This is a genomic window from Ensifer sp. VA4, assembly GCF_055710065.1.
The window spans coordinates 230,430-251,965 of sequence record NZ_JBVQPO010000012.1 but is presented as its reverse complement, the minus strand read 5'-3'; the positions used below and the strand labels follow the sequence as shown (position 1 = coordinate 251,965).

The 21,536-nt window shown below is 64.4% G+C and carries 21 protein-coding genes and 1 pseudogene; 15 read left to right on the top strand and 7 right to left on the bottom strand.

Annotated elements, in window-relative coordinates; translation table 11 throughout:
- The first annotated feature begins 10 nt into the window (after positions 1 to 10).
- On the top strand, positions 11 to 1,543 hold the full coding sequence (locus AC0C6X_RS22115; protein ID WP_472955165.1) for an arylsulfatase B: 1,533 nt from the start codon (positions 11 to 13) through the stop codon (positions 1,541 to 1,543).
- A 190-nt stretch (positions 1,544 to 1,733) separates the two neighbouring features.
- Here the strand turns inward: AC0C6X_RS22115 and AC0C6X_RS22110 are convergent, their stop codons facing one another.
- The 4 genes from AC0C6X_RS22110 to AC0C6X_RS22095 all read right to left on the bottom strand — a co-directional run bounded on the left by AC0C6X_RS22110 (position 1,734) and on the right by AC0C6X_RS22095 (position 5,596).
- On the bottom strand, positions 1,734 to 1,949 hold the full coding sequence (locus AC0C6X_RS22110; protein ID WP_247960256.1) for a hypothetical protein: 216 nt from the start codon (positions 1,947 to 1,949) through the stop codon (positions 1,734 to 1,736).
- An 89-nt stretch (positions 1,950 to 2,038) separates the two neighbouring features.
- The gene (locus tag AC0C6X_RS22105) at positions 2,039 to 3,088 is read right to left on the bottom strand and encodes an MBL fold metallo-hydrolase (RefSeq protein ID WP_472955163.1); all 1,050 of its coding nucleotides are present in this window, start codon (positions 3,086 to 3,088) and stop codon (positions 2,039 to 2,041) included.
- Positions 3,089 to 3,480: 392 nt separating this feature from the next.
- The gene (locus tag AC0C6X_RS22100; RefSeq protein WP_173517048.1) at positions 3,481 to 4,143 is read right to left on the bottom strand and encodes a peroxiredoxin; all 663 of its coding nucleotides are present in this window, start codon (positions 4,141 to 4,143) and stop codon (positions 3,481 to 3,483) included.
- Between the two features lie 457 nt (positions 4,144 to 4,600).
- Positions 4,601 to 5,596: a threo-3-hydroxy-L-aspartate ammonia-lyase gene (locus AC0C6X_RS22095; protein ID WP_472955161.1), complete on the bottom strand. Its 996-nt coding sequence runs from the start codon at positions 5,594 to 5,596 to the stop codon at positions 4,601 to 4,603.
- Between the two features lie 254 nt (positions 5,597 to 5,850).
- On the opposite strand from AC0C6X_RS22095, the gene AC0C6X_RS22090 reads away from it, so the two are divergent.
- Together AC0C6X_RS22090 and AC0C6X_RS22085 are read left to right on the top strand one after the other, a co-directional pair.
- The gene (locus tag AC0C6X_RS22090; RefSeq protein WP_472955159.1) at positions 5,851 to 6,378 is read left to right on the top strand and encodes a hypothetical protein; all 528 of its coding nucleotides are present in this window, start codon (positions 5,851 to 5,853) and stop codon (positions 6,376 to 6,378) included.
- A gap of 216 nt (positions 6,379 to 6,594) precedes the next feature.
- A complete protein-coding gene (locus AC0C6X_RS22085) occupies positions 6,595 to 7,569 on the top strand; it encodes an autotransporter outer membrane beta-barrel domain-containing protein (protein ID WP_472955158.1) in 975 nt (324 codons plus the stop codon).
- A gap of 333 nt (positions 7,570 to 7,902) precedes the next feature.
- Here AC0C6X_RS22085 and AC0C6X_RS22080 read toward each other — a convergent pair whose 3' ends face one another.
- Positions 7,903 to 8,586, bottom strand: coding sequence for a peroxiredoxin-like family protein (locus AC0C6X_RS22080; RefSeq protein WP_472955155.1), 684 nt, complete (start codon positions 8,584 to 8,586; stop codon positions 7,903 to 7,905).
- 179 nt (positions 8,587 to 8,765) lie between these two features.
- A complete protein-coding gene (gene pdxR / locus AC0C6X_RS22075; RefSeq protein WP_472955153.1) occupies positions 8,766 to 10,262 on the bottom strand; it encodes a MocR-like pyridoxine biosynthesis transcription factor PdxR in 1,497 nt (498 codons plus the stop codon).
- 75 nt (positions 10,263 to 10,337) lie between these two features.
- On the opposite strand from pdxR, the gene AC0C6X_RS22070 reads away from it, so the two are divergent.
- The 12 genes and pseudogenes from AC0C6X_RS22070 to AC0C6X_RS22015 all read left to right on the top strand — a co-directional run bounded on the left by AC0C6X_RS22070 (position 10,338) and on the right by AC0C6X_RS22015 (position 20,226).
- A complete protein-coding gene (locus tag AC0C6X_RS22070; RefSeq protein WP_472955151.1) occupies positions 10,338 to 10,961 on the top strand; it encodes an FMN-binding negative transcriptional regulator in 624 nt (207 codons plus the stop codon).
- Positions 10,962 to 11,205: 244 nt separating this feature from the next.
- Positions 11,206 to 11,838, top strand: a complete 633-nt coding sequence (locus AC0C6X_RS22065; RefSeq protein WP_173517074.1) for a LysE family translocator — start codon at positions 11,206 to 11,208, stop codon at positions 11,836 to 11,838.
- A 117-nt stretch (positions 11,839 to 11,955) separates the two neighbouring features.
- Positions 11,956 to 13,542, top strand: coding sequence for an acetolactate synthase large subunit (locus AC0C6X_RS22060; RefSeq protein ID WP_472955148.1), 1,587 nt, complete (start codon positions 11,956 to 11,958; stop codon positions 13,540 to 13,542).
- 282 nt (positions 13,543 to 13,824) lie between these two features.
- Positions 13,825 to 14,067 (top strand): helix-turn-helix domain-containing protein, encoded by a 243-nt coding sequence (locus tag AC0C6X_RS22055; RefSeq protein ID WP_173517076.1) that lies wholly within the window; start codon positions 13,825 to 13,827, stop codon positions 14,065 to 14,067.
- Between the two features lie 411 nt (positions 14,068 to 14,478).
- A pseudogene (locus AC0C6X_RS22050) lies at positions 14,479 to 15,471 on the top strand (IS481 family transposase).
- 338 nt (positions 15,472 to 15,809) lie between these two features.
- Positions 15,810 to 16,019, top strand: a complete 210-nt coding sequence (locus tag AC0C6X_RS22045) for a cold-shock protein (protein WP_173517077.1) — start codon at positions 15,810 to 15,812, stop codon at positions 16,017 to 16,019.
- A 326-nt stretch (positions 16,020 to 16,345) separates the two neighbouring features.
- Positions 16,346 to 16,582, top strand: coding sequence for a 30S ribosomal protein S21 (rpsU, locus tag AC0C6X_RS22040; protein ID WP_472955143.1), 237 nt, complete (start codon positions 16,346 to 16,348; stop codon positions 16,580 to 16,582).
- A gap of 295 nt (positions 16,583 to 16,877) precedes the next feature.
- On the top strand, positions 16,878 to 17,111 hold the full coding sequence (locus AC0C6X_RS22035) for a hypothetical protein (protein ID WP_173517079.1): 234 nt from the start codon (positions 16,878 to 16,880) through the stop codon (positions 17,109 to 17,111).
- 368 nt (positions 17,112 to 17,479) lie between these two features.
- On the top strand, positions 17,480 to 17,602 hold the full coding sequence (locus AC0C6X_RS22030; RefSeq protein WP_282439033.1) for a hypothetical protein: 123 nt from the start codon (positions 17,480 to 17,482) through the stop codon (positions 17,600 to 17,602).
- A 373-nt stretch (positions 17,603 to 17,975) separates the two neighbouring features.
- Positions 17,976 to 18,890: a pyridoxal-phosphate dependent enzyme gene (locus AC0C6X_RS22025; protein WP_247958270.1), complete on the top strand. Its 915-nt coding sequence runs from the start codon at positions 17,976 to 17,978 to the stop codon at positions 18,888 to 18,890.
- A 244-nt stretch (positions 18,891 to 19,134) separates the two neighbouring features.
- Positions 19,135 to 19,902 (top strand): TIGR01458 family HAD-type hydrolase, encoded by a 768-nt coding sequence (locus tag AC0C6X_RS22020; protein ID WP_472955140.1) that lies wholly within the window; start codon positions 19,135 to 19,137, stop codon positions 19,900 to 19,902.
- Positions 19,903 to 19,992: 90 nt separating this feature from the next.
- Positions 19,993 to 20,226 carry a hypothetical protein gene (locus AC0C6X_RS22015; protein ID WP_472955139.1) on the top strand — a complete coding sequence of 78 codons (234 nt, stop codon included), beginning with the start codon at positions 19,993 to 19,995 and terminating at the stop codon, positions 20,224 to 20,226.
- A 122-nt stretch (positions 20,227 to 20,348) separates the two neighbouring features.
- Here AC0C6X_RS22015 and ilvC read toward each other — a convergent pair whose 3' ends face one another.
- Positions 20,349 to 21,410, bottom strand: coding sequence for a ketol-acid reductoisomerase (gene ilvC, locus AC0C6X_RS22010; RefSeq protein WP_173517082.1), 1,062 nt, complete (start codon positions 21,408 to 21,410; stop codon positions 20,349 to 20,351).
- Positions 21,411 to 21,536 lie beyond the last annotated feature (126 nt).

Genomic DNA, 21,536 nt, shown 5'->3' with positions numbered 1-21,536 from the left:
GGGGGTGCACATGCCTTTGTCCCATGGCGGGCAAGCCGATCCTGCGGCTGCCTGCAAGCCCGCCTCGGCGACCAATGCCGACAGGACCGACAAGGGCTTGACGCGGCGCGAGGCGTTGCTGAGCGGCGCGGCGATCGCCGTGGCCGCGGGACTGCCGGCGAGTCTTGCCGCCCTCTCCGCCCCTGGCCAGGCCTTCGCCAATGGCACGACGCCGCCGCATATCGTCTACATCATCGCCGACGATCTCGGCTGGGCCGACGTCGGCTTCCACGGTTCCGACATCAAGACGCCCAACCTCGACAGGCTGGCCGAGACCGGCGCCCGGTTCGAGGAGTTCTACACCCAGCCCATGTGCACGCCGTCGCGCGCCGCCTTCATGACCGGCCGCTATCCCCTGCGCTACGGCTTGCAGACCGGCGTCATTCCCGCCGCCGGCTCCTATGGACTTGCGCTCGACGAGTATCTGCTGCCGCAGGCATTGAAGGATACCGGCTACCAGACCGCTCTCGTCGGCAAATGGCATCTCGGCCATGCCAAGACGGAATACTGGCCGAGACAGCGCGGCTTCGACAGCTTCTACGGCGCGCTGGTCGGGGAGATCGACCATTTCAAGCATTCCTCGCATGGCGTGAAGGACTGGTACCGGGACAACACGCCGCTTGAGGAAACCGGCTTCGACAACAGCCTCATCGGCGACGAGGCGGTGCGGGTCGTCGAACGGCACGATCCCGCTGCTCCCCTGTTCCTCTACCTCGCATTCACCGCCCCGCACACGCCATTCCAGGCGCCGGAGGATTATCTCGACCGTTACAAGCACATCGCCGACGAGAACCGCAGGGCCTATGCGGCGATGATCTCCGTGCTCGACGACGGTGTCGGCAAGGTGGTCGCGGTGCTGGAGAAACGCGGCATGCGCGACAACACGCTGATCGTCTTCCACAGCGACAATGGCGGCGTGAAGAATTCGCTCTTTGCCGGTGATTCCAAGATCAGCGGCGGTTTGCCGGCCAGCAACGGCCCCTATCGTGACGGCAAGGGCTCGCTCTACGAGGGCGGCACACGGGTCGCGGCCCTTGCCAATTGGCCGGAGCGGATCAAGCCGGGCACGGTCCAGGGCATGGTCCATGTCGTCGACATGTACCCGACGCTCGCGGCAATCGCCGGCGCGCCGCTTGGCAAGGCCAAGCCGCTCGACGGCATCAACCTCTGGCCCGCCTTGAGGGAAGGAAAGCCGTCGCCGCGCCGGGACATGGTCTACAATGTCGACCCACTGGCAGGTGCCGTGCGCAAGGACAATTGGAAACTCGTCTGGAAGGCATCTCTGCCGCCGAAACTGGAACTCTTCGACCTTTCCGCCGATCCGTCCGAAACGAACGATCTTGCCGCTGGTAACGCAGACAAGACACGCGATCTGCAGGACTGGATCAGCCGGCTTGCCGGCGAAATGGCACCGCCTCTCCTCATCCTGGACGCGGTGCGGCTGACCTTCCAGGCACCGCCGGTGGCCGCCGATCCCTCGACGCTCTTCAGCCTCGGTGACTGACCTGCGGCCACTGCAGGTTTCCCTTGATCGTAGCCGGTCAATGGCCAAAAACATGCAGCAACTCAATGCGCTGGAGCCGACCTTTGCGCCGTCTGATACGACGCGCGGCGCCGTGGTGCGCGCCCTGTCCACGGGCTTCTGCGCGCCGTGCACCCGGGCGAGATCGCAAGGAAATGCTGGTCGCCAATGCCTACCAGTTGCCCGGGTCTGCCGTGTGGTCGATGCTGGCGAATTCGTCCGCCTTTTCCCGGTCGAGCATCAAGCTCACCGCGTTCTTTGCTTCATCGATGACGGAATAGGACAGCGGCGCCGGCTCGCGGGTGAGACACTGATACATCAGCAAGGCCGCCTCCTCGGCGGTATCGGCCTCGAATTCCCTGACGACGCTGACAGCGAACTTGTGCATGGCCCCAAACCTGTTCCTTGCGCGTTTCGATCACCGCAACGCTTCGGGATGGAGATGGTGCGCGCGGGGCCGACGTCAATGCGTCGGCATCAATGCGTCACCGGCCCATCCGCCTTCTTCCAGGCGGCAATGCCGCCCTCGATATGGCAGGCGGTGGTGAGGCCGGCCGCCTGGGCAGCCTCAACGGCCATGGCGGAGCGCTCGCCGAAGGCGCAGTAGAAGACGATGCGCTTGCCGGTCGCCGCCGCCAGTTCGTGCAGCACGCCGCCGGCGGCGATGTTCTGCTCGAGGTCCGGATAGGGCGCGTGCAGCGAGCCGGGAATGACCCCGTGCTTTTCCCGCTCGGCCTTTTCGCGCAGGTCGACGAGCGCAACCTTCGCCCGGCCGCAAAGCGCCAGCGCTTCCTTTGCCGAAAGCGCCCAGCCCCGCCGCGCGATCTCGTCCTGGTGCAGGCCGATATGGACGTTGGCCGGCACCGCCACGTCCATCATCTTCGGATTCGGCAGCTTGAGATTGTTCATCAGCTCGACATATTCGTCGACGGATCTCACCCGAAGCCGCGGGTTGAAGCGCTTCTCCTCGCCGATGGTCGAGACCGTATCGCCCTTGTAGTCGTGCGCCGGGTAGACGAACGTCTCGTCGGGCAGCTTCAGCAACTTGTTGAAGAGCGAGTCATATTGCTGCCGCGGGTCGCCGTTCTGGAAGTCGGTGCGGCCGGTGCCGCGGATCAGCAGCGTGTCGCCGGTAAAGACCCGCCGGCCCATGTCGCCGCCCATCAGGAAGGAATAGGAGTCGTCGGTATGGCCGGGCGTATAGAGCACGTCGAGGCTCAATCCCTCGATCGACACCCGGTCGCCCTCCGTCACCCGCATGGAAACGACGTCGGCCGCGGTCTGTTCACCCATGACGGTGATGCAGTGCGTCTGGTCGCGCAGTGCCCCGAGACCGGTGATGTGATCGGCATGGAGATGGGTGTCGACCGCCTTGACCAGCTTGAGGTCGAGCTCGCGGACGAGCTGCAGGTAGCGCTCGACCTTTTCCAGGACCGGGTCGATGATCAGCGCCTCGCCGCCCTGGCGGCTGGCGATCAGGTAGGTATAGGTGCCGGATACGTTATCGAACAACTGTCGGAAGATCATCGGCGACTCCCTTGCATCGAGGCGTCATGCAACAAATGGCGGCCCGCCCCTTATCCGCATGGTGAGGGAGTTGCCCCTCATCCGCGCGGTGAGGTATTGCCCCTCATCCGCCTGCCGGCACCTTCTCCCCGCAGGCGGGGCGAAGGGACGGTGCCGCACGCTCGAGTTCCCCCTCTCCCCGTTTGCGAAGAGAAAGGACGCTTGCACCGCGTCCGCTCCAAGCCCCAACCCCAAGGCGTTGAGGAGGGCGAGCGGGTGCAGCCAATCCCCTTCTCCCCGCCTGCGGGGAGAAGGTGCCGGCAGGCGGATGAGGGGCTCGTCACCGTGCAGATGAGGAGCTCCTCACCGTGCGATGAGGGGCATTCCCCCTCACCCCTTGCCGTTGTTGCGCCTCAGCCCTTCGGCTGCGGCACGATGCGGATATAGGGCTTCGGCGCGCGCCAGCCCTCCGGGTAGACCTTGCGGGCATCCTCGTCGCTGACAGAACCGGCGATGATGACGTCGTCGCCCTGCTTCCAGTTCACCGGCGTCGCCACCTTGTGCTTGGCGGTGAGCTGCAGCGAGTCGATGACGCGCAGCACCTCGTCGAAATTGCGGCCGGTGGTCATCGGATAGACGAGGATCAGCTTGATCTTCTTGTCCGGGCCGATGACGAAGACGTTGCGCACCGTCTGGTTGTCGGCGGGCGTGCGCAGCGTCGGATCGCCGGAGACCGGCGCCGGCAGCATGCCGTAGAGCTTCGAGACGGTGTAGTCGACATCGGCGATCATCGGGAAGTTCGGCGCATAGCCCTGCGTTTCCTCGATATCGGCCGCCCAGCCGGCGTGCCGGTCGAGCGGGTCGACGGAGAGGCCGATGATCTTGACGCCGCGCCGGTCGAATTCGGGCTTGATGCGCGCCATGTAGCCGAGCTCGGTGGTGCAGACGGGTGTGTAATCCTTCGGATGCGAGAACAGGACCGCCCAGGAATCGCCGATCCAGTCGTGAAACCGGATCGTGCCATCGGTCGTTTCGACCTCGAAGTCCGGTGCGAGGTCATTGATTGCAAGCGTCACGATACCCTCCAATGTGTGTGAGCGCTGCGCCCGCCCGGGCGCGATGGAAGCACTCTATTTTCTTGACAGCGCCGAGCCCGGCAAGGCGCCAGAAGGCCGCTGTAATCCTTCCGTTTTCTTCCATTGTTTACACTCCGGCGACGACCGCCCGGAGGAGAAATTCCTTTAGAAAATCATATCATTACAGCAGCCCTGGTTTGCACGGGGAAGCACGGCGCCTAAGCGCGATGCCCAGTGTGCCACTTTTGCCGCTTAAGGCAACCGGAAAGACGGGCGTCGCAAGCGGCCTGGTCGAACAAGCAGAAGGCATCGCCGCAGCAACGGCGGGCCGCGCTCGACATTGCCATCCGGGCTTCGAGCCAGTCATGCGATTCCCCTTTTTCAAAGCCGCCTGTTCGGGATCGGCGAGCGTCCGAGTTTTCTAGATTCGCCCGGCTTTCTAGCTTCGCCCGGTTTTCTAGTCTCGAATGTCGCTGAACAGTGCGCAGAAGGTGGCGAGATCGACATTGCCGCCGCTGATGACGACGCCGACCCTTTGCCCGGCCGAGGGAAGCACGCCCTGCAGCACGGCCGCAGCCGCCAGGCACCCGGTCGGTTCGACGATGATCTTCATGCGTTCGGCAAAGAAACGCATGGTCTCGACGAGCTGGGCGTCGCTCACCGTGGCAATCTCGCGGACCTCGCGCCTGAGGATCGGGAAATTGTGCTCGCCGACATGGTTGGTCAGCGCCCCGTCGGCGATCGATTTCGGCACCGGGATACGTACGATCTCGCCGTTCCTGAGCGACTGCTGGCCGTCATTGCCGGCCTCCGGCTCGACACCGATGACGACCGCGCCGGGCGAACGTTCCCGGGCGCTGAGCGCCGAGCCTGCGAGGAGGCCGCCGCCGCCGAGCGGCGTCACGATCAAGTCGAGTTCGCCGACCTCCTCGATCAGTTCCAGGACCGCCGTGCCCTGCCCGGCGATGACGTCGGGATGGTCGAAGGGCGGGATGAGGGCGGCGCCGCGCTCGGCCGCCAGCTTCGCGCCGATCGCCGCCCGGTCCTCGGTATAGCGGTCGTAGAACACGACATCGGCGCCATAGCCGCGGGTCGCTGCCACCTTCATTTCGGGCGCGTCCTTCGGCATCACGATAGTCGCGGCCACACCCTGCAGCCGTGCGGCATAGGCGATCGCCTGCGCATGGTTGCCGGAGGAGAAGGCGACGACGCCCCGCTTCTGGCCGCTTTCCTGCAAGGCAGCGATCGCATTATAGGCACCGCGGAATTTGAAGGCGCCGGCGCGCTGGAAATTCTCCGCCTTGAAGAAGAGCCGCGCCCCGGTCGCGGCATCGGCCGTGCGCGAGGTCAGCACCGGCGTCCGATGCGCCACGCCGGCGATGCGGCTGCGCGCTCTCTGAACGTCCTCGAAGGTCGGAATGCGTAACGTTTCGCCTGCTGCTGAAGTCGCCATGTAGCCCTCCGGTGCTCGCCCTGCGGTTTTGGCGCCATCGTAAACGACCGGCGCGACCCGACAGCTTCCACTGAAATTTGAAGGTAGCATCGTCACCGGCCTTCATGGAATGTGCAAACTGGAGTTGTTGCGACTCGAAAGATCGCCTTCTCTGTGGGACACCGGGGACGCCGCGCCGGCCGAAATCGGCCTGGCGCAAATGACCATGCCTCGTATTGGCGGGGTAGACGCAAGCTTGGGGGAGCAAGCGTAGGGTGGATGTTCATTGCCGACGAGCACTGTCACTTACGGCCTATGTCGGGCTGCTCACCGGCCTCTGCGGCCTGGCGATGCCAGCCAAGGCACTGGCGGCCAATTGCAGTTCCCGCGGTGGCCTCGCCTATCTCGGGAACACGAAGGGGGGCACCGGCTCCGTCTGGATTTCGGGAACGAGCGCAGGCTCCTTTGGTCTCGAAGCGGCGCAAGGCAATCAGACCGTCGACACCTGGAGCAAGAGCAGACGCGGCCTCCATCTCTCGCTTTCGCCGGTTGTTTCAACCGGCAATGGTGGAACGCACAAGCTCTATGACCTGTCGAGCGGAAAGCCCTGTCTGCTCGATACGCAGAACCAGGTGCGCAGCGGTATTCTTCCGAACATCGACTGGCCGGACGGCCGACCGGATGTCGGACCGCAGCCGGTCTTCCCAGGCTTCGACTGGCCCGACGGCCGGCCGGACGTCGGCCCGCAACCGGTCTTCCCGGATTTCAACCTGCCCGACGGCCGACCGGATGTCGGACCCTAGCCGGTCTTTCCGGATTTCAACCTCCCCGATGGCCGCCCGGATGTCGGACCGCAGCCGGTCTTCCCGGATTTCAACCTCCCCGATGGCCGACCGGATGTCGGACCGCAGCCGGTCTTCCCGAATTTCGACCGACCCGATGGCCGACCGGATGTCGGACCTCAGCCGGTCTTTCCGGGGTTCAAGCCGCGCACGCCGACCGCGGTCAGGGGCGGGCGCGTGGTCGCCGCCAGGACGCCGGACACCTGCATCGATCCGCGGTCGATCGATTCCAAGCAGCAGCAGCGCGACCTGCCGATCTGCCGGGATCTCGCCGCCGAGGAGGCCGCGGCCCAAAGCGCCGACCGATCCAACCAGGTGCCGTTGACGCCCGGCCGCGATCTCCCGCAACCCTCCCTTTGGAACTTCTGGTCGGATATCCAGTTCGCGGACATCTCCGACGAGCGTTACGACCGCGACAGCGATACGCTCGCCCGCTCGCTGACGATGGGCCTCGATCGCCGGATCACCAGCGATCTGGTCATCGGCATGACCGTTTCCCTCGAAGACAGTTCGACCGATGCATTCGATGGCACATTGGGCATCGATACCGACGGTTTCAGCTTCGGCCCCTATGCGGCCTATCGCCTGTCGAAACACTGGGCGATCGACGGATCGCTGACCTATGGGCGCTACAACAATGATATCGACCTCAGCGTGCTGAGCGGCCAACAGGATTCGGAACGCCTCGCCGGCGAAATCTCGCTGCACGGCCAATACAAGGTCGATGCCTATCTCATCCGCCCCAAGGTGTCCGTCAGCTGGTCCCATATCGACAGCGACGCCTACGATCTCTCGGGCAGCATCCTCAACACGCCGGTCAGCGTTTCCCTGCCCGGCGACAGCTTCAACTACGGCATCCTCGATCTCTCGACCGAGGTCAGCCGTACCTTCCGCCTGCCGGACGGGCAGCCGTTTCTCGTCTTCACCGAGCTCGGCGCCGAATACCAGTTCGAGCGGCCCAACGACGGCAAGATCCTGACCGGCGACCTCACGGAAGTAACGCCCTCGCCATGGTCGTTCTCACTGCGCTCGGGCTTCAGAATGCTGGTGAACGACAACCTTCAGATCGAAGCGACGGGCGGTTACCTGAGCTTCGGTCAGGATGATCTCGATGTCTGGGAAGGCAAACTGCATGTTTCCTGGAGTTTCTAGAGCGCCGTGCGTTCAGATGAACGCAGGTCGCTTTAGAGGCGATCGGCCGCTCACCCGTTTTTGGACGGATGAGCGCGATAGTGATCGACCGCAAAGCCGAAAAGCACCTTCAGCATGAACAGCGCCGAGACCACCGTCATCGCCGGCGTCTGGCCCGGAAACAGCGGCAGCCCCGCAAGGCCGGCCGCCAGCAGCAGGCCGCCGACGAAGGTCTGTGCGGCATGTCCGGCAAGCAGGTCAATACGGTTCTCAGAAGCCGAAAACCCATGACGGCTTCGCGCCCGAGCCGCCTTCTGCCCCTCCCGTCAAGGCAACACCGCCGCCCTCGCCCGCTCAGCCGGCGACCTTGCCGGCGGCCAGCATGATCTCGCGCGAAGTCGGGAAGACGCCGATCTCCTCCGGCCCGAAGCGGGCCTCGATCTCGCTCCACCGCACGATGCCGGCCGCATCGATGAGAAAGTGGCCGACGAGCTGCGTGCCATGCTGCGCGTAGATGCGACCGTCCGTCTCGTCGGGCTCGAAGCCGTCCACGGCATTGAGCAGGTCGTTGGCCCGCATCGGCTGCGCCGGTTCCGGCATTTCGCCCGTGGGGTTGATCCGCGCCGCCTCGAAATCGGCCAGTCTGGCACGATCCGGCCATTGCGGCGGCTCGTCGCTTTCGGGCGAAAGGAACACGACGCGGGGCACACCGAAATCCCGATGCGTTCTGCATTCCGGATCCGAAAGCAGCGTGACCGGCGTCGGCTGGTAGCCGAAGTAGAGGCGCGCGCGCTCGACCGGCGTGTTGACCACCGCCAAGGTCTCCACCCCGACGGCACGAAGTGCTGGCTCGACAGCGGAGAGCTGCCGGAGCTGACGACGGCAGAAAGGGCAATGCAATCCGCGGAACAGGCCGATCAGGAACGGGCGGCCGCTGAGGCTGGCAAGCGAAACCGGAGCATCGCGATTGGCGCTCGGAAGCGTGAAGTCGGGTGCCGGTTCTCCCGGCTGCAACGGCTGAGCTCTCCGTTCTGCCATCGGTCTCGCCTCCTGATTACGCCGCCCTTCCGCAAAGCCCGAAAAATCGATCCCGGCCTGGACAGGCGGGCGTGCCGCCATGGAGCCGTTGCGCATGACCCTCGCGCCCGTGGCGGCACCGACAGACTATAGCGGAGATGGCAGCGCCACACTACAGCCGCACCTTCGCACGGCGCCCTTTAGCCGCCCCAGCAACGCAACACCTCGGCAAGCGCCGCCACGCCCTTGCCGATCTCCGCCGGCTCGAGGCTTGCATAGCCCATGACGATACCGGCCCGGTCGGGCCGATGTCCGGCTTCGTCCGCGGCGTAGAGCGGCGAAATCGGATAGAGGCCGATGCCCGCCGCCCTCGCCCGCGCGATCAATTCGCCTTCCTGCGCCTTCTCGACCCGATCGAACCAGACGACGACGTGCAGGCCGGCATCGGCGCCCGCGACGGCCACCCGGTCGCCGAGCTCCGCCTTGAGCGCCGCAAGCAGCGCTTCACGGCGGCGGCCATTGCTGCGCCGGCTGCGGCGGATGTGACGCTCGTAGGCGCCGCTTGCGATCATCGCTGAAAGCGCCTCCTGCTCCAGAACGGGAGAATGGCGGTCGACCAGTTGCTTGGCGGCGGCGAAGACGGCGCGAAGCGGCGGCGGCACGACGAGATAGCCGAGCCTCAACATCGGCGACAGGCTCTTCGAAATCGTGCCGAGATAGATGACGTTTTCCGCGTGCGCCATCGTCTGCAGCGGCGGGATCGGGCGGATATCGTAGCGATATTCGCCGTCGTAATCGTCCTCGATGACATAGGCTCCGCTGCGTTCCGACCAGGCGAGAAGCTCCTGCCGGCGCCGGGCCGAGAGCACGCTGCCGAGCGGAAACTGGTGCGACGGCGTGACATAGGCGAGCTTCACGTCTTCGAGCCCTTCGAGCGCCTCGGTTCGCAAGCCCTCCCCGTCGACGGCGATCGGAACCACGTCAGCGCCGGCGGCGGCAAAGACCCGGCGCGCCATGACGTAACCGGGATCCTCCACCGCGACCCGGCCGCCGGGATCGGCAAGCACGCGGGCGGCAAGGTCCAGCCCCTGCTGCGAGCCGTTGACGATGATGATCTGGTCCGGCGCGCACCTGAGCCCCCGCGCCCGCCAGAGATAGGCCTGAAGGGCCGCGCGCAATTCCGCCGATCCGCCGGGGTCGTCATAGGCAAGCCGCGGCCTGCGCCGCCGAAGCGCGGCATTGACCGCCCGCCGCCAGGCCTCGGCCGGAAAGTCGGCCGCCGAGAGGTCGCCATAGCGAAAATCGGCGATCAACCCGCCGGACTGCGGCGGTACCCAGGTCGGCCCCTCGCCAAGCGCCGCTCCAAAGCGCGACAGCCGAACGGGTGCCTCCGGGCTCGGCGTCGGCGGTGAAGGCGCCCCTTCGGGGAGCGGCTTGGTACCTTCGTGCTCATGCAGCAGCGCCACCCGCGAGGGCGCGCCCTGCCGGCTTTCCAGAAACCCCTCGGAAAGAAGCTGCTCGTAGGCTGCGGTCACGGTGGTGCGCGACACGCCGAGTTCGGCCGCCAGCGCCCGCGTCGACGGCAGCCGATCCCCAGGGCCGTAGGTGCCGCCGAGGATCTGCGCCTTCAGCGCCTCGTAGATCCGCCGGGTGGTCCCGCCCCTCGCCTCGTTGTTCTCCGCTATCAACTGGCCCACTCATTTATGCGAAAACTGGATATTCGGTCCAGTCCAGTTTACCTCTATGAAGTGGCAGGCACAAGGAGCGAGATCATGTACACACCCCCGGCGTTCAAGGAGGAGGAACTGAGCGTACTGCATGCGATCATCGAGGCCGCGTCGCTGTCGACCTTCGTCACCGCAACCGCCGATGGCCTGCTTGCGACCCCGCTGCCGCTGCTGCTTGATCGCGACGAGGGTCCTCATGGCACCCTCTATGGCCACCTCGCCCGCGCCAATCCGCAAGGGACGACCGCGCCGATCGGCGCCGCCATGGCGACCTTCCTGGGGCCGGACGCCTATGTCACGCCCTCCTGGTACGCGTCCAAGCGCGAACACGGAAAGGTTGTGCCGACCTGGAACTATTCGGCCGTGCATGCCTATGGCGCGGTCGAGTTCTTCACCGACGAGGACCGGCTTCTCGATGTCGTCACCCGCCTGACCAACCGCCACGAAGCGGCCCGCGCCGAACCCTGGCAGGTGAGCGACGCGCCCGCCGCCTTCGTCAAGGCGCAGCTTCGCGGCATCATCGGCCTCAGGCTGCCGATCGACCGCCTCGACGGCAAGCGCAAGATGAGCCAGAACCGCAGCGCCGAGGACCGCCAGGGCGTCGCCGCCGGGCTTGCAGCCAGCTCCCGCCCCGAGGATCGCCGCGTCGCCGAGGAGATCCCGGTCTGACGCGCGACGGACATTCCGCCGTGCCGCTCCTGCGCCTTCACCTGATGGATCGGGCGCTCCGATTTTCCTTCAACTTTCCCGCGCAAGACCTTACAGCGCCGCGCGTCTTTTAAGACGCGCTAAGGTCGCTGTAACACTTTAGATCTGCTGCATAATTTTGCCCTTAAATCGATTCCGATTTAAGGAATTATGCAGTAGAACGACTCCCGAATAGGCCGCGCAGCAGCAGACGAGGTATAGCCCCATGCCATCGCTCGACATTCTCCTCACCTTCTTCGTCACCACGGCAATCTTCGCCTATATCCCCGGACCGGCGATGCTCTATGCCGCCGCGCAGACCATGGCGCGCGGCCGCTTCGCCGGACTGATGGCCTCGCTCGGCATCCACCTCGGCGGCTATGTGCACGTCGTTGCGGCCGCCGCCGGCCTTTCCATCCTGTTCCATGCGGTGCCGACGCTCTATCTCGCGGTGAAGCTTGCGGGTGCCGGCTATCTCGTCTGGCTGGGTTTCACGCTGATGCGCGCCAAGGCGAGCGGCGATGGTCACCTGCCCGCCGTCGAGGCGAAATCGGCCCGCCGCGCCTTCTTCGAGAGCATCACCGTCGAGGTGCTGAACCCGAAGACCGCGATCTTCTTCGTCGCCTTCCTGCCGCAGTTCACCGATGCCGCCGCCGCCTTCCCGGTGTGGGTGCAGTTCCTGCTGCTCGGCACCGCCGTCAATCTGATGTTCTCCTCCGCCGATCTCGTCTGCGTGTTTCTCGCCGATGCCGTCGTCGCCAAGATGCGCCGCTCCAGCCGGGCACAGCGCCTGTTACAGCGCGCCGGCGGCACGGTGCTGATTGGCCTCGGAGCCCATCTCGCCTTGCAGCGGACCTAGGGCAGCGGCCCCACGGCGGCGCGCGCAAGATTTCACCTCCCGAGGCCGGTGTACTGCGCTTGCACCGGGTCGAGGCGCAGCTATCATGCGCCCGAGGGCCAATCGGGGGACAGGCGCATGGGAGAAGGCGGCCAACCAATTCGCACCACGGGCGCGGATATGCTCGTCGATACGCTGCTTGCCAACGGCGTCGACGTCTGTTTCGCCAATCCCGGCACGTCGGAAATGCACTTCGTCGCCGCCCTTGATCGCAAGCCGGAGATGCGCTGCATTCTCGGCCTTTCCGAAGGCGTCGTCACCGGTGCGGCCGATGGCTATGCGCGCATGACCGGCCGCCCGGCCGCAACCCTGCTCCACACCGGCCCCGGCCTCGCCAACAGCCTTGCCAACCTGCACAATGCGCGGCGCGCCCGCACGCCCGTCATCAACGTTGTCGGCGACCATGCCTCCTACCATCTCGCCCTGGACGCACCGCTGACCAGCGATATCGAGTGCCTGGCCCGCCCGATGTCGAACTGGGTGCGGCGGGTGAAGGATCCTGCGGATGTGGGGCCGACGGCGGCGGACGCCTATCGCGCTTCGTTGGCGCCACCGGGCGTTGCCACGATGATCCTGCCGGCTGACGCGTCCTGGGGTGCCTTTTCCACCGACGCGCCGCCGCAGAAGGTGCTGCTTGATGCGCCGCGCCCGGCAAGTGCGGAAACGGTCCGCAAGGTCGCCGGTCTCATCCGTGCGAACCCTGCAGGGGTCGCCATGGTCTTGAGCGGCGCCGCCGCAAAGGCAGATGGCCTCGCCGTCGCCGGACGGATCGCGGCCGTACACAACGTCCAGCTTTTCAACGAGGTGCTCGTCGCCCACACCCAGCGCGGCCGCGGGCGGGTGGCGCCGCGGCGCATCCCCTACCCGATCGACATGGCGCTCGATATGCTCAGCGACGTCAACGTTCTGATCCTCGTCGGCGCACCGGAACCGGTGGCATTCTTCGCCTATCCCGGAAAGCCCGGCCGCCTGGTGCCGGAAGGCTGCGCGGTCGTGACCCTTGCCCGCCACGGCGAAGACCTCAAGGCAACGCTCGAAGCGCTGCGCGACGAACTCGGCATCAGCGCAACGCTGCCGCTGCCCACAACGGGCGCCCCTACCGACGAGGGCGAACCCTCCGGCACGCTGACGGAAGACGCAGTCGCCGTCATCGTCGCCCGCAAGGTCCCGGAGAATGCGATCGTTTGCGACGAGGCGGCCACCTCGGCCCGCCGCTTCTTCGCGCTTTCGGCCTTCTCGGCGCCGCACGATTTCATCATGCAGACCGGCGGCGCCATCGGCGAAGGCATCCCGCTTTCGACCGGCGCCGCGATCGCCTGCCCCGAACGCAAGGTGATCTGCCTGCAGGCCGATGGCTGCGCCATGTACAACATTCAGGGCCTGTGGACCCAGGCGCGCGAAAACCTCGACATCGTCACCATCATCTTTTCCAACCGCACCTACGCGATCCTCCACGCCGAGATGCGCAATGTCGGCGTCGAAGAGATCGGCACCAACGCCCGCCGCATGCTGAACCTCGACCAGCCGGCGCTCGACTGGGTCTCGCTCGCCCGCGGCTTCGGCGTCGAGGCGGCCGTCGCCACCTCCTGCGAAGCCTTCGCCGCCCTCTTCGACGCCGCGCTGTCGCGGCGCGGGCCGTTTCTGATCGAGGCGCGCCTCGTGTGAATTTCCGTGTCGTTTTCGTGCTGATTCGGGCACCGGCGCGCCGCGAAAATGAAGCCCCCGATCGGTGCGGTTCACACCTTCCCTGGAGCGAAAATTACAGCCTAAACAACTGATTTAATTAGGCTATTCACAAAAATTCGGCCGCAAACTTGCGCCCGGGAACTTCTCGCTTATATTAGCGGCGCCCCAGGTTCGCGCTCGTCTGTCCGAGTCGCATTTCAGTTTTGGGCCCCCTTCAACCGACAGCTTTCTTTGTCGGTGGATCAACGAAGGAGACACTTCATGTCCTTTAAGAAAGACCTAACCAAGGCCCCCGGCGCATCTTTGTCCCGCGTCAATATCGGGGCCGCCATCAAGCGTTCGCGTGAAACCGCCGGCTATTCGGTCGACGATCTCTCGGTCACGACTGGCCTGACGGAAGTTGAAATCTCGAAGATCGAGCTTGGCGCCGATACCGATCCCGCCAAGCTGCAGCGCATCGCCGCCGCATTGCAGGTCTCGCCGCAGACCTTTAACGCCGCCTGACAAGCGGGGGCGGTGCGCCGAAGACAAGCGCGCCGCCGCCTTCCACCGCCGGCCGATCCGGTCGCAGTCGGGCAAGCCCGCGTCATCCGAACGCACCGCCCTCCAGAAGCCGGCAACGCCAACCACGGCCAAACACATTCCGTCACTACTGCATGTCTCCTCAAATCGACCTCGATTTAAGGACGAAGTCATGCAGCAAATCAAAGTGCTACAGCGACCTTTGCGCGTCTGATTAGACGCGCGGCGCTCTAGAGCAATTCCAGGAAAAGTGTGAAACGGTTTTCCGTCCGGAATTGCGTAATTTCAAAAGGTTAGACCATTTCACTGTTTCCATGAAACAATGAAATGGTCTAGGTGTTTGATCCCAGGCTTTGATGGGGCATCCTTGTCTTCCGAATCAAAGGATGCGCTATGGGCCAGGTTCTTCATGGGAGCGCCACGACGACAGAGGCGGTGCGTCGAGCGATACAGCATAGTCAAGAGAGCCTGAGGACGCTTTCCAAGCGCTAAGGGATCAATCCAAAGACGGTTGCCAAGTGGCGGAAGCGGACATCGGTCGCGGACCTGCCGACCGGCCCGAAGGAGCCACGTTCGACGGTCCTCTCCGTCGAGGAGGAGGCGGTCATCGTCGCGTTTCGACGCTACACGCTGTTGCCGCTGGATGACTGCCTCTATGCGCTGCAGCCGACGATCCCGCACCTGACGCGCTCCTCGCTGCACCGCTGCCTGCAGCGCCATGGCATCGGTCGTCTGCCGGATGTCGACGGCGACAGGCCGCCGAAGAAGAAGTTCAAGAGCTATCCGATCGGCTACTTCCACATCGACATTGCCGAGGTGCGCACTGAACAGGGCAAGCTGCACATGTTCGTTGCCATCGATCGCACCTCGAAGTTCGCCTTTGTCGAACTGCACGAGAAGGCCACGACCGCCGTCTCACGCGAGTTCCTGCTGCGTTTGATCGCAGCCGTCCCTTACAAAATCCACACCGTGCTCACCGACAACGGCATCCAGTTCACCACACCCGGCGCTGGCGGCTCGGCTGTCCCGCTGATCAAGGAAGCGATCGCCAACGGTGAACGCTTCTGGGCCCATGCCTTCGAATACGCCTGCGCCACGAACGATATTGAGCACCGGACGACCAAGGCAAAGCATCCATGGACCAACGGCCAGGTCGAGAGGATGAACAGAACCATCAAGGACGCCACCGTCAGGCGCTTCCACTACGAAAACCACGACCAGCTCCGCCAGCACCTCGCCGACTTCGTTGCCGCCTACAACTTCGGCCGTAGGCTGAAGACGCTCAGGGGCCTCACCCCTTACGAATTCATCTGCAAGGCATGGGCGTCGCAGCCCGAACGCTTCACCCTCAATCCGCTCCACCACATGCCGGGACTAAACATCTAGGCAGCCGGCCCGGCCGGTCGGCCATCGAGGCCGCGCGCCGGCCTCGTCGCGGGCATCCTGGCCCGGTCCGTAATAAAACCCATGCCGGTTCGGCCAAGAAAAATAATCGGACGAAAAGCTTGGTATTACAGGGTCGTAGAGAGGTTTTCACAATCACCTGAAAACGCAAAACCGGATATTTGTGTTGAACTGAAAAAAGTATCGCCTATATATCGTCGCATCGAATATTGCTTGTGACCTTTGACGAAGCGCTCCCGCGCGGCCAGATTTCCTCTCAAATATCGATTATGGCCGGGAGAATATCTTCCGGAAAACTCAACGAATGAAAGGAAATCATCATGGCTTCGGGCACTGTAAAGTGGTTCAACAGCACCAAGGGCTTCGGCTTCATCCAGCCCGATGACGGCAGCACCGACGTGTTCGTCCATATCTCGGCTGTAGAACGGGCCGGCATGCGCTCGCTCGCCGAGGGACAGAAGGTCACGTTCGACGTCGTCGCCGACCGCCGCACCGGCAAGAGCTCGGCCGACAACCTCAGAGCGGCTTGATTTGTCATTCGCTCTCCCCTGACCACGGATGTACTGGCAGGGGAGTGCTTGAATGACGGGAAGAGGTCGGGGAAACAACCCGGCCTTTTTGCGTCTCTGGATCCTTCGATCTCCGGTGAAGGAGATCATCATGCCGCAAGCCTGCGCATTGAGCGAAAAAGCCGCGCTCTCGGCATGCGCCGCACCGGCTTTCCGCCCCGAAGCAACGGGTCGGACCGCCACCACCGCTCGACCTTGGCTCAGCCCTTGAGCACATGGATAGGCCGACAGTCAGAAGTCACGGCATCGTTTGATGCTGCCCGTGAATCGATGAAGGAGAACGTAACTTGCAGGTACTTGTCAGAGACAACAATGTTGACCAGGCTTTGCGCGTCCTGAAGAAGAAGATGCAGCGAGAAGGCCTGTTCCGCGAATTCAAGGCGCGCACCAGCTACGAAAAGCCCTCGGAAAAGCGCGCCCGCGAGAAGGCCGAAGCGATACGGCGCCAGCGCAAGCTGCAGCGCAAGAAACTCCAGCGCGAGGGCCTGCTGCCGGCGCCCAAGCGGGCTGCAAAGTCGCGCTGATCGCGCCGCAGTCCCCTTGCGGGACATGCGATAAGACAAGGCCGGTGGCGCTGAGGCGCCACCGGCACCGGATACCGAGCGGGTCCATGGGCGCAGCTGAACCGCCCGAACCAACCTTGCATCCCGTCGTCGTTTTTTTCCTTAGGCCCGACGCGAATTGCAGGTAAAATTACCCGGAGAATCAAAAGGCTACAGCGACCGTTGCGCCACTGCGCAGCGTTTTTGACAGCAAGACAGCACTCCTGCGGCGTGTCCGCCCTCCAATGGCGTCACGCCCATCCCGCGGAGACAAGTCATGACGTTTACCGGCAGCAATCTCTTCAAACCCGGCAAGGCTCCGGCCGCCGACAAGGCCGGCGCCAACGATCATTCGGCGAAGAACATCATCGCCGCCGAAAAGGTCGCCCGCGACAAGAAGACGGAGAAGCTGAAAGCGCTCCGGCTCGAACGCGCCGCCGCCGAGCCGCAGGCGCCGCCGCCCGCCCCCAAAACCTCCCGCAAGACCTCCCGCAAGACGCGGCGGCCGTGATCGATCACGGCAGGAACCCGCGGCTGTCGCCCATCGCCCGTGAGAACGACCTTGTATTGGGCGTATTTGAAGCGCATGGTTCATGCATCGACATTGGCCTAATTGGCTTTTCGCGGCGTCAGAGGTCCACGGCCCGCCAATTTCCCATTATCGACGGCTAAGCTTGCGCGACTGGAAAGCCGAGCGCGAGCGCAAGCGGACCGGCAGTATCCTTGCCACAGCGCACGCTCGGGAAAGCACGAGGCGAGACGCCTCGACGGAATGAAAGCAGATTGCGCCAAGCGCGACACTTCCGCCCGGACGTCCGACCGCCGCGCAAGCCGCCTGCACGACGACACGCGCAGGCAACACCAGGATTGGACGACCGTATGTTCCAGGACCTCGCACACAGAATTCGCCGATACGACTACACGCTGGCGGCAATCAAGGCGTCGCTGGTCTTGTCGCTGCTGTTCGTCGCCTTCGTTATCTTCAGCGGCCTTCTCTGGTAGCACCGCGAGCATCCCCCGCTCGCGCGCCACCACGGCGCCGCGCATCTTCTCGGACGCGCAAAGGCTGCTCTCGAACTTTGATGTTCTGCACGTCCTTAAATCGAGGTCGATTTGAGGAGACATGCAATCGGCTCGCGCCATTGTTGCCGATGACGGGCCGAGCACGTTGCGGGGCGGCCACGATCGGTGGCAAATTCCACATTTGAGAATCGGGGAGACCTTTTGCCTGCTGCATGGTTCCTTCAATCATAGCCGATCAAAGGACAAAAACATGCAGCGTTTCAAAGTGCTCCAGCGACCTTCGCGCGTCCTATAAGACGCGCGGCGCTGTAGTCGGCACTTGCCCCCATTGCGCTTTTCAACGGGACCTCCCATGGCACTGCACCTCGAAACTCCGCTGATCGAATCCCTTCCGCTGAGCCTCGCATCGGGCCGCTCCGTCTGGCTGAAGATGGATGCGCTGCAACCACCGGGCTCCTTCAAGATCCGCGGCGTCGGCGCGGCTTGCGAGCATCACGCGCGAAACGGCAAGCGGCGTTTCGTCTCCTCCTCCGGCGGCAATGCCGGCATGGCGGTCGCCTATGCCGGCCGCCGGCTCTCCATTCCCGTCTCCGTCTACGTTCCGGAAACGACCACCGAGCGGGCGAAGGCGCTGATCCGCCAGGAAGGCGCCGAAGTGATCGTCCACGGCGCTGGCTGGGACGAGGCGAATGCCCGCGCGCTTGCGTCGGTCGATGCCGACACCGCCTTCATCCATCCCTTCGACGATCCGCTGCTGTGGGCCGGCCACGCCACTGTTATCGACGAGGTCGTCAAGGCCGGCCTCGCCTTCGATGCCGTCCTGCTCTCGGTCGGCGGCGGCGGCCTACTCTCGGGCGTCGCCGAAGGGCTGAAGCGCAATGGGCTGCGCGATATCCCCATCATCACCGCCGAGACCGAGGGCACCGCATCCTTCGCAGCCTCCGTCAAGGCGGGAAGGCTGGTGGAGCTTCCCGCAATCAGTGGCGTCGCCACCTCGCTCGGCGCCCGCAAGGTCTCGGACCGCGCCTTCGAGATTGGCCAGAGCCATCCGGTCGAATGCGTCGTCGTCAGCGACCGCGCGGCCATCGAAGCCTGCACCCGCTTCCTCGACGATCACCGGGTGGCGGTGGAGCCCGCCTGTGGCGCGGCTCTCGCGGTCGCCTATGCCCACGCCGATCAGTTGCAGCGCTTCGAGCGGGTGCTGATCATCGTTTGCGGCGGTGCGACGACGACGGTCGCCCAGCTGCAGGCCTGGCAGGCTACCTGACGTTTAAAGCGCGTCGCGATCTTTCAGATTCGCTCCTTTGCTTTAAGTCTTTGATATTTAGCATGTCGTTATCGCAAAACCGCCGCACAGTTTTGCGCGACATACTTTAGGCGGCGCCGCGCCTTCCCGCATGCAGCGGGAAGACGGCAGCCAGACCCCAAGGTGGGCGCGACAGGCGCGGACCGATCGGCAGGCATCCGCTGCCCCCGTTGACCAGGGCCTGGCGCTCAGGCAGTCTCTTGCCATGGCCAGAGGCGTGCTGCTCGATCTCTCCGGCGTGCTCTATGACGGCGACACGGTGCTGCCGGGTGCCGTCGTGGCGGTCTCGCGCCTCAGGGCCGCCGACCTGCCCCTCCGCTTCCTGACCAACACCACACGGCAATCGAAGCGCCAGCTCATCGCCCAGCTCCAGCATTTCGGCTTCGATTGCGCCGCCGACGAGGTGTTCACGCCGGTTGCTGCCGCGTGCGCCTGGCTCGAGGCGAACGGCTACCGGCCGCACCTGCTCGTTCATTCCGCACTCGAGGAAGACTTCGCCGATTGCCGCAAGGACGGCCCCATCGCCGTCGTCGTCGGCGATGCCGCGGAGCGCTTCAGCTATGGCCGGCTCAACGCCGCGTTTCGCGCGCTGATGGCCGGCGCGCCGCTGCTGGCGCTCGCCCGCAACCGCTTCTTCCGTGATCGCGACGGCGAGTTGAGCCTCGATGCCGGCCCGTTCGTCGAGGCGCTGGAACATGCGAGCGGCACCAAGGCGCAGCTCTTCGGCAAGCCATCTGCCGATTTCTTCCTGGCAGCGGCAGCGAGCATCGGCCTTGACCCGGCCGATGCGACCATGATCGGCGACGATGCGGAAAGCGATACCGCCGGCGCGCTTGCCGCCGGGATCGGCACCGCGATCCTGGTGCGCAGCGGCAAATATCGGGAAGGCGACGAAAACCGGTTCGCGCCGGCGCCTACCACGGTCGTCGACGACATAAGGGCCGCCTGCGACTTCATCCTCCACCAGCATTGAACCGCTCTCCTCGCGACCCCTGGCAAAGGCGATGACGCGAACTTATGTCAGTTCAGAACCTTGCGTTGGTTCAGCCGGTCGAGGAGGCAAATGTACGATAGGCTCATGGTCGTTGTTCGCTACGGTGCGATGGTCGTTCGCTGCCTCTGGTGGGTCACTGTCGTTAGCGGAGCAACGGCTTTAGGCGCCTTCTATGGCTGGCAGAACCACGGCTGGCCGGGAGCGATCGCCCTCGGCCTGGTCGGTTGTGGTGTCGGCCTGGCCTTTGCGGCCGCGCCCGCCTCATGCCTGGAAATCCTTGTCGATTTCGCGAGGATCTCCTGACCCGACGGCCCTCGCGTCGCCGGATGCCTGCCGCAAACGGCGATGACGAAGACTGGAACATCCCGCCAACGAAAAAAGCCGGAGCACTGCCCCGGCTTTCTTCATTCTCTGTTCGATAAGGCTTAGTTCTTCGCCTTGTCGACCAGCTTGTTCTTGCCGATCCAGGGCATCATGCCGCGCAGCTTGGCGCCGACTTCCTCGATCTGGTGGGCGTCGTTGACGCGGCGGATGCCCTTGAAGCGGGCGGCACCCGACTTGTATTCCTGCATCCACTCGGAGGTGAACTTGCCGGTCTGGATGTCCTTGAGGACGCGCTTCATCTCAGCCTTGGTTTCTTCGGTGATGATGCGCGGACCGGTGACGTATTCGCCCCACTCGGCCGTGTTCGAGATCGAGTAGTTCATGTTGGCGATGCCGCCTTCATAGATCAGGTCGACGATCAGCTTCACTTCGTGCAGGCACTCGAAATAGGCCATTTCCGGAGCGTAGCCGGCTTCAACCAGCGTTTCGAAACCGGCGCGGATCAGCTCGACGAGACCGCCGCAGAGAACGACCTGCTCGCCGAAGAGGTCGGTTTCGCACTCTTCCTTGAAGTTGGTTTCGATGATGCCCGAACGGCCGCCGCCGACGCCGCAGGCGTAGGAGAGCGCGAGGTCGAGGGCGTTGCCGGAAGCGTCCTGGTGAACGGCAACGAGGCAGGGAACGCCGCCGCCCTTCTGGTATTCGCCGCGAACCGTGTGGCCCGGGCCCTTCGGCGCGATCATGACGACGTCGACGGTCGCCTTCGGCTCGATCAGGCCGAAGTGAACGTTGAGGCCGTGGGCGAACGCGATCGCAGCGCCGTCACGGATGTTGCCGGCAATGTCGGCCTTGTAGATTTCGGCCTGCAGTTCGTCCGGCGTCGCCATCATGATGAGGTCGGCCCACTTGGCGGCTTCCGCAACCGAGAGAACCGAGAGACCATCGGCCTCGACCTTGGCAGCGGTTGCCGAACCCGGCTTCAGCGCGATGCGGATTTCCTTGGCGCCGGAATCCTTGAGGTTCAGCGCATGGGCGCGGCCCTGGCTGCCATAGCCGACGATGGCGACCTTCTTCGACTTGATCAGGTTGATATCGGCATCACGATCATAATAGACGCGCATTTTAGTGGTCCTTCCCGTTGTTGTCAGTCGTCTCCGCCGCATGGCGCCAGAACCGGGACCGGCTCAGGAGCCCTACGGCAATTCCTAATGCTGCAGCGACCTTTGCGCTTCGTCCGAAGCGCGGCGCTGCAATTTCACTGCTGCAGCGACCTTTGCGTGTCTCCGACA

Excerpts from the sequence above, each read along its gene's own strand:
- AC0C6X_RS22115 (WP_472955165.1), top strand. The coding sequence starts at position 11 with ATGCCTTTGTCCCATGGCGGGCAAGCCGATCCTGCGGCTGCCTGCAAG.
- AC0C6X_RS22110 (WP_247960256.1), bottom strand. The coding sequence starts at position 1,949 with ATGCACAAGTTCGCTGTCAGCGTCGTCAGGGAATTCGAGGCCGATACC.
- AC0C6X_RS22105 (WP_472955163.1), bottom strand. The coding sequence starts at position 3,088 with ATGATCTTCCGACAGTTGTTCGATAACGTATCCGGCACCTATACCTAC.
- AC0C6X_RS22095 (WP_472955161.1), bottom strand. The coding sequence starts at position 5,596 with ATGGCGACTTCAGCAGCAGGCGAAACGTTACGCATTCCGACCTTCGAG.
- AC0C6X_RS22080 (WP_472955155.1), bottom strand. The coding sequence starts at position 8,586 with ATGGCAGAACGGAGAGCTCAGCCGTTGCAGCCGGGAGAACCGGCACCC.
- AC0C6X_RS22070 (WP_472955151.1), top strand. The coding sequence starts at position 10,338 with ATGTACACACCCCCGGCGTTCAAGGAGGAGGAACTGAGCGTACTGCAT.
- AC0C6X_RS22065 (WP_173517074.1), top strand. The coding sequence starts at position 11,206 with ATGCCATCGCTCGACATTCTCCTCACCTTCTTCGTCACCACGGCAATC.
- AC0C6X_RS22060 (WP_472955148.1), top strand. The coding sequence starts at position 11,956 with ATGGGAGAAGGCGGCCAACCAATTCGCACCACGGGCGCGGATATGCTC.
- AC0C6X_RS22055 (WP_173517076.1), top strand. The coding sequence starts at position 13,825 with ATGTCCTTTAAGAAAGACCTAACCAAGGCCCCCGGCGCATCTTTGTCC.
- AC0C6X_RS22045 (WP_173517077.1), top strand. The coding sequence starts at position 15,810 with ATGGCTTCGGGCACTGTAAAGTGGTTCAACAGCACCAAGGGCTTCGGC.
- AC0C6X_RS22035 (WP_173517079.1), top strand. The coding sequence starts at position 16,878 with ATGACGTTTACCGGCAGCAATCTCTTCAAACCCGGCAAGGCTCCGGCC.
- AC0C6X_RS22030 (WP_282439033.1), top strand. The coding sequence starts at position 17,480 with ATGTTCCAGGACCTCGCACACAGAATTCGCCGATACGACTACACGCTG.
- AC0C6X_RS22025 (WP_247958270.1), top strand. The coding sequence starts at position 17,976 with ATGGCACTGCACCTCGAAACTCCGCTGATCGAATCCCTTCCGCTGAGC.
- AC0C6X_RS22020 (WP_472955140.1), top strand. The coding sequence starts at position 19,135 with ATGGCCAGAGGCGTGCTGCTCGATCTCTCCGGCGTGCTCTATGACGGC.
- AC0C6X_RS22015 (WP_472955139.1), top strand. The coding sequence starts at position 19,993 with ATGTACGATAGGCTCATGGTCGTTGTTCGCTACGGTGCGATGGTCGTT.
- ilvC (WP_173517082.1), bottom strand. The coding sequence starts at position 21,410 with ATGCGGCGGAGACGACTGACAACAACGGGAAGGACCACTAAAATGCGC.